Genomic DNA, 5,405 nt, shown 5'->3' with positions numbered 1-5,405 from the left:
GTAGGTCACCGCCGGAACACTATTACCGGTCGAGAGCCCCCGAACACCACGTGTCCGGGGGCTCTCCCACGTTAACCACCCACCCACACAACCACACCCAAAACCCACGGGACGCTCTCGCAGCCGGGCCGCGCCGGCACACCGGCCGCACCTCCGCCCAACGTTCCCGACGGCGCATTATGGCAGCTTGAGTGGTGACCGGTTTTGCAGTTTGGATGGGGCCCACTTCGCGGCTCGCCGGGAGATGAATCGCAGTTTCAGTTGAGCCCACCCCACCGTTGATTCCATCGAAGTGTTTTTCCCAACAGTGGAAGGCAAGTCAGGCGTTGGCGGCTGCTGAACCTCCAGCACGAAGGGTTGCTGCCCGTACGGCGTCGAAGCTGGGGCAGCTCAGAGTCGTAATTGATGCGATGCTCCTGGCTGATCTGGACGCTCCGCGGAAGCAACGCAATACCGTCCAGCGTGTCTTTGACCGCCTGGTTAATGAGCACAAAGCTGTGATCTCGTATTCCACGGTGCGCCAGTATGTGAAGGCCCGCCGCGCCGATATCGCTGTCGAGTCCGGGAACGCGCCTGTTGAGGTATTCATCCCGCAGGAACACGCCCCGGGCGCGGAGGCCGAGGTCGATTTCGGTGAGTTCTGGGTCGACACCGACGGGAAACGCACCCGGTGTTACATGTTCGCTTTCCGCCTGTCCCCCTCTGGAAAATCGGTCCACCGCGTTTACCCGACCTGCGGGCAGGAGGCTTTCCTGGAAGGCCATATCGAAGCGTTCAATGCCTTGGGCGGTGTGCCGGCAAGGCAAATCCGCGATGACAACCTCACTTCCGCAGTGACGAAGGTTGTTTACGGGGCCGGCCCGACAGCGGGTCGAGAACGAGCGCTGGGTGCTGTTCAAATCCCACTATGGAGTCGATACCTTCCAGTGCGAGCCAGGAATCAACCGGAAAGTCCGGGTGTCCCTGCGTGCTACGGAGGTGCGGATCTTCGAGGGCAGAACCATGATCGCCGCCCAACCCAGGACCGTGGCCAGGGGCGGGCAATGCGTTCAACTGGATCATTATCTTGAGGTGCTCAGGATAAAGTCAGGTGCGTTGCTCGGTTCCAGTGCGTTGGCCCAGGCCCGGGAGACCGGGGTATTCACTCCGGGTAATGACGCGCTCTGGGCGGCAGCGCGTAAACAGACGGTTACGCTGACGCGACCCGCGAACTGATTGACGTGCTGCTCCTGCACCGGGTCATGGAAGCCGGCGACGTTATTGCCGGAATCACGGCTGCTCTGGGAGTGGGTGCGGAGCGGAGCACGCCGGGGTGGGTCCGGCCCCGTCGATCCCGACAAGCGACGCGCTCCCTGATTGTGTGGTCGGCGCCGAAGGCGACAGGTTTGTCCCAATTCCGGCACCAGATTTAGACCGCATCAATATTTTCGCGGAAAACCATTCCATTCCGTATGAAGATCTGAAACTCTTCTCAATGTGAGTATCTGATCACATTCGAAGTGGTCCGCCGTCCAGGTATTCCGCGAGCAGTGGGGGAGTTCTTCATGAAAGGATCCTTGCCCAAAAGTCGCACCATGGGAATATTTCTGTGTCCAAAGCTACGCTCGCGCCGAACATTCTATTTCGTTGCGGTAGCTGGGCTTTTCCTCAGCGCGCTGATTCCGTCCGCAGCGACGAAGGCGTATGCCGCGGATGATTTGGCGACTCTCGCAGCTCACGCGGCCGCGCAAACGGCAAAGGTGAATGCATTTCCTGTCAACCAGGTGGCCACGGGCCCCGTATGCTCGCCTATCGTTGCGGGGTCTCAAGCGTGCAGTGTGCCTGTGCCGGCCAGCTCGGCGCCCCCACTGCCGGGAACGTACACGGCCAGCAGTTCCCCGTCGGTGCTGCCGATTCCGGACTGATGCAAGCAGGCACCCATCGGGACCAGGATGGCGTCGCGGGTGCATTCCTGCGAGATCGATATCCTCGATATTCCAAGCGTCGGCCACCAGTTCGGGTTCAGCGTATACCAGATACAGGGAAACGTCAGCGGCATGACCCTGTCCGGTTCAGGTTTATGCAGCGGGAGCTGTGTCACCCAGACACCCGCCTCGATTCCCGATGCTCCGAACACCTTGAATGATTGGCGGGAGGCCGTAGGGGGCCTACGGTCCCACAGGCACCCTCTCCGGATCGATCTATTACCTGTCAACGAACTCGACTATTGCCGCAACCCTCAACGGGGTGTTCTCGTCGACGAGCGGGTACGACTTCTCGTTGCGCTGCGACAACGCTACGGGCGGCAGATATCCCAAAGCCGGGTGCGCCATCTGGTTCGTCCCCGGCGTCGTGGAGTACTCCAGGAGTGCATTGCCGACCTTCACGACGCATGTCAGCGAGGCGATCACTTCCGGACTTCACGGCGGAAACCCGTACGACCCGATCCACCGGACAACCGATCCGGCAGTCACGAACGCAAACAGGACCATTGCCTGCGGTAGCGCACCGTCAATACCCAATCTTTTGTGCGACGAATACCCGTTCGCGTCCACCTCTGAGGGTGCGGCATCTGGCGGTGTTGCACGTTCATTCCCGAACTGCGTTTTCCTTGATCCGCCGGCAACCGGCTCGAGCGGCTACAGCCGGTGCATGATCTCCGCCACAGAGAACTATTCTGCTGGCGGTACACTGGTGGGCGTGTACACCGGCCAGTGGATCCTGGCCCGGGACTCCATGTACGTGTCGATCATCAACTAGGTGGCCCTGAACGTCCATGCAGACCATCGGCCCGGTCACCGTCAACTACCATCTCTACTATCTGGTCGACTACCAGGACGAAACGATCCCGATGCCGCGCGACCTCGAGGAGGGCAACGGCCTGATCTGCCCCCTCAATACTGGCGCGGTGGTCATCAGCGGCACCGATATGGGAAAGGTCACCGTGCGGGTCAAGACCGCCGAAGCGGAGCCGGTGCTGTCGATGGAAGGCTGGGACGAGGGGGCCGACGTCTCGGTCCACGCACCCCACGGCAAGCTGAATGTCGACGCAATAGCGTACGACTTCCCCGGGCTCCAGGAACTCACCGAACACGGACCGGGATGGTACCGGATACGGTGCCTCGCCCGGAACCGCCTCGCCGAGATGAACAGCATCGCCCACGATCCCAACACTGAGGAGTACCTGCTCATCTGCTGGCCGGCCCCGCAGGCTCCAGAGCAGGTCCACACCATCCAATGGAGTATGGGAAGCCGCCCGAAATCCTGACGGGCCGCAGGGCAGAGCATGGTACCGCGTTTCTCCCGCTGCCGGCGAGCTTGCTCGTGCCCGGACACACCCTGTGATTCCGACAGCGCAGTCGGCAGGGGTGCAGAAGGCGGGTTTGGTCTCGTTGAACGCCACGAAGGCGCTGGTTCAGAAGGTCGCGCTGGCAATGCGCACCGCGTTAGGCGACCGGCGTCAATCTGTTGAACGCAAGCGGCCAGGGCTGAACAGTCCAAGCCGCACCTCCATTTCCATGTGGTTCCACGCTGGACAGACGACGGTTTTACAACATGGACGAACGGGCGGTCTTCGAAGAAGATTCCAGAAAACCCGGTTCGCCTACTCGAGGAAGCAGTAGGTGCCTTGAGCGCCAAGTAGCCAGAGAGGACGGCACTCCGAAACGCGCACCGTCGGCCAACGACCTGCCGTCACGGGATCAGTATTTATCCCGAGCCGGACGAAATCTTCACCGACGCCAGGCTTTGCGCCGCGATCGGCGCCCGACTCACCTTCACAGGCCCCATCATCGAAACCGGCACCGACTCCTACAGCCTCGCACAAACCAAGAAACTGCCGAACCAGCACAACAAGGTGGACTCAAATCAAGCTGCCAAAGTGGCATCCAGCGAGAGCGCGTCGCCGCGGGCGTGTGAACTTTCCCATGTATCTCCCCAACGGCACGGCGTTCTTCCGAGTCGGGCTCTGCCAAGCGCTGGGTGGCTACCGCCGGGAGCCCGGTAAAGAGTGCCATGGACGCTGGGTGACCGCGCAGCACCGTCGTTTCCGGGACATCGGCGCCGGATTCGGCCAGTTCCTCGCAGTAGGCGGCTCGGCATAGCGGTTCCACGCGGTAGGGACATTTCCCGTCCATGGTGCCTTGGTTAACCTACCCAGCCAGCAGTTGGCCGAGGTCGAAACCTGGGCACGCGCTCCCGTAGAGGCCCCAGTCAATGACGGCGAAGTTAGTTGAGCCGCCCGGACGTCCTGAGTTGGTTCGATCAGGAGGGTTTGTGGGCTGGCGTCACCGTGTGCGGTGAGTTGGACTGGTTATGTTCGATCACCATGCTGAAGGGGACGGAGGTGATGCTGCCGTCGGATCAGATCCTGGCAGTTCCGGTGACGCGCCAAAGGCCTCCCGTTGTTATGTTGAACATGGGAAACGTGATTTCCGCGGCGCTGGCCGAAAGGAGGCCTACACTTGGCCTTCCCAAGACAACGGCGGCCAGGTCCGCCAGCTTGCGGGCGCTCACCGATGCAGCGCCGAGGGTGTCCATGTTCTCGAGTGCGGCGGGTTTCATGGTGACCCCTGTGACGGAATGAGCGTAGTCCCCGGCGCTAATGGGTAAACCGACCTATCTGACTCAATGGTCAAGTCAAGCATTGACCGGTGTTAATGAGCCTGCGTCAATGCGAGCAACCATGCCGGCGCCTTGAAGGGTTCCGGACGGTTGTTGACGCGCCGTCTCATCCTTGGCTCCGGCCGCGCCGCCCTCGACCGTACCTGGCACATCATTTCGGATACCAAAGAGTAGTCGCTTGATGCCTTGGGCGCCGGACGCTCCAGGGCGCCGGCGGACTCTGTTCGACATGGGTGCCTTGCCAAGGAGGAGGCGGCGGCGGAAACGCTTGTCATAGGGGTGACCGAGTAATCGTTGATGCGGGCGCTGGAGAGTTGGCATGCCAGGAACCTTGATGGGTGCGTGCGGACGTGCCGCCCGGGCTGCCGTGGCTTTCGAGCCGGGAGCTGAAGCCAGGTTGGCGCATCGCAAGGGCCCGGGATGTGAGCCACTACATAGGAACTGGTATCCGGGGAATGTTGATTAGATTCCGTGTTTGGACCGTGGGTTTCGCGTGGTTTAGGGATTTTGGGGTGGGTGGGCGCTGCGGGGGGTTGATTTGCGGTGGGGGCTGGGTGGGTGTATTGTTTTCTGAGTCGCCGCCGCTGAGTGGCGACAAAACCCCCTTCAAATGAGAAGCTATTCATCATGTGCGAAGCGCGATCGATGGAAAGTTTCGATTTTTGCTGGGTGGATTCAGCTTATTGAGTGAATATCCGGAAAATAACTGGGATTTGCAAAGTAAACCTGAATCAACTAAAGTATAAACATCGCAGCGAAGAAAAACGAAACAAAAGAATTCATTTACTGAATTGTTTCGAAGA

At 60.6% G+C, this 5,405-nt stretch carries 6 protein-coding genes and 2 pseudogenes; 5 read left to right on the top strand and 3 right to left on the bottom strand.

Annotated elements, in window-relative coordinates:
- Positions 1–323: 323 nt before the first annotated feature.
- Positions 324–1,343, top strand: a pseudogene (locus ABIB45_RS22350) (IS21 family transposase); the annotation flags it as partial.
- Positions 1,344–1,804: 461 nt separating this feature from the next.
- Here the strand turns inward: ABIB45_RS22350 and ABIB45_RS22345 are convergent.
- Together ABIB45_RS22345 and ABIB45_RS22340 are read right to left on the bottom strand one after the other, a co-directional pair.
- The gene (locus tag ABIB45_RS22345; RefSeq protein WP_354218021.1) at positions 1,805–2,080 is read right to left on the bottom strand and encodes a hypothetical protein; all 276 of its coding nucleotides are present in this window, start codon (positions 2,078–2,080) and stop codon (positions 1,805–1,807) included.
- 103 nt (positions 2,081–2,183) lie between these two features.
- Entirely contained in the window at positions 2,184–2,390 is a 207-nt protein-coding gene (locus tag ABIB45_RS22340; protein ID WP_354218020.1) for a hypothetical protein, read from the bottom strand.
- Between ABIB45_RS22340 and ABIB45_RS22690 the strand changes: the two genes are divergently transcribed.
- From ABIB45_RS22690 to ABIB45_RS22325, 4 genes and pseudogenes are all read left to right on the top strand, one after another.
- Entirely contained in the window at positions 2,332–2,739 is a 408-nt protein-coding gene (locus ABIB45_RS22690; RefSeq protein WP_502914567.1) for a NucA/NucB deoxyribonuclease domain-containing protein, read from the top strand. The genes ABIB45_RS22340 and ABIB45_RS22690 overlap by 59 nt on opposite strands.
- Positions 2,740–2,755: 16 nt before the next feature.
- Positions 2,756–3,247 (top strand): hypothetical protein, encoded by a 492-nt coding sequence (locus tag ABIB45_RS22335; protein WP_354218019.1) that lies wholly within the window; start codon positions 2,756–2,758, stop codon positions 3,245–3,247.
- A gap of 462 nt (positions 3,248–3,709) precedes the next feature.
- A pseudogene (locus ABIB45_RS22330) lies at positions 3,710–3,808 on the top strand (IS21-like element helper ATPase IstB); the annotation flags it as partial.
- 97 nt (positions 3,809–3,905) lie between these two features.
- Complete coding sequence (locus tag ABIB45_RS22325) at positions 3,906–4,082, top strand: hypothetical protein (protein WP_354218018.1); 177 nt, start codon at positions 3,906–3,908, stop codon at positions 4,080–4,082.
- Between the two features lie 259 nt (positions 4,083–4,341).
- Here ABIB45_RS22325 and ABIB45_RS22320 read toward each other — a convergent pair whose 3' ends face one another.
- Positions 4,342–4,542: a hypothetical protein gene (locus tag ABIB45_RS22320; RefSeq protein ID WP_354218017.1), complete on the bottom strand. Its 201-nt coding sequence runs from the start codon at positions 4,540–4,542 to the stop codon at positions 4,342–4,344.
- Positions 4,543–5,405: the final 863 nt, after the last annotated feature.

This window comes from Arthrobacter sp. UYCo732, assembly GCF_040547265.1.
Lineage (GTDB): Bacteria > Actinomycetota > Actinomycetes > Actinomycetales > Micrococcaceae > Arthrobacter.
Note: the sequence above shows the minus strand (reverse complement) of the source record. Positions and strands in the feature narration are given on the sequence as shown.

Excerpts from the sequence above, each read along its gene's own strand:
- ABIB45_RS22335 (WP_354218019.1), top strand. The coding sequence starts at position 2,756 with ATGCAGACCATCGGCCCGGTCACCGTCAACTACCATCTCTACTATCTG.
- ABIB45_RS22325 (WP_354218018.1), top strand. The coding sequence starts at position 3,906 with ATGTATCTCCCCAACGGCACGGCGTTCTTCCGAGTCGGGCTCTGCCAA.
- ABIB45_RS22320 (WP_354218017.1), bottom strand. The coding sequence starts at position 4,542 with ATGAAACCCGCCGCACTCGAGAACATGGACACCCTCGGCGCTGCATCG.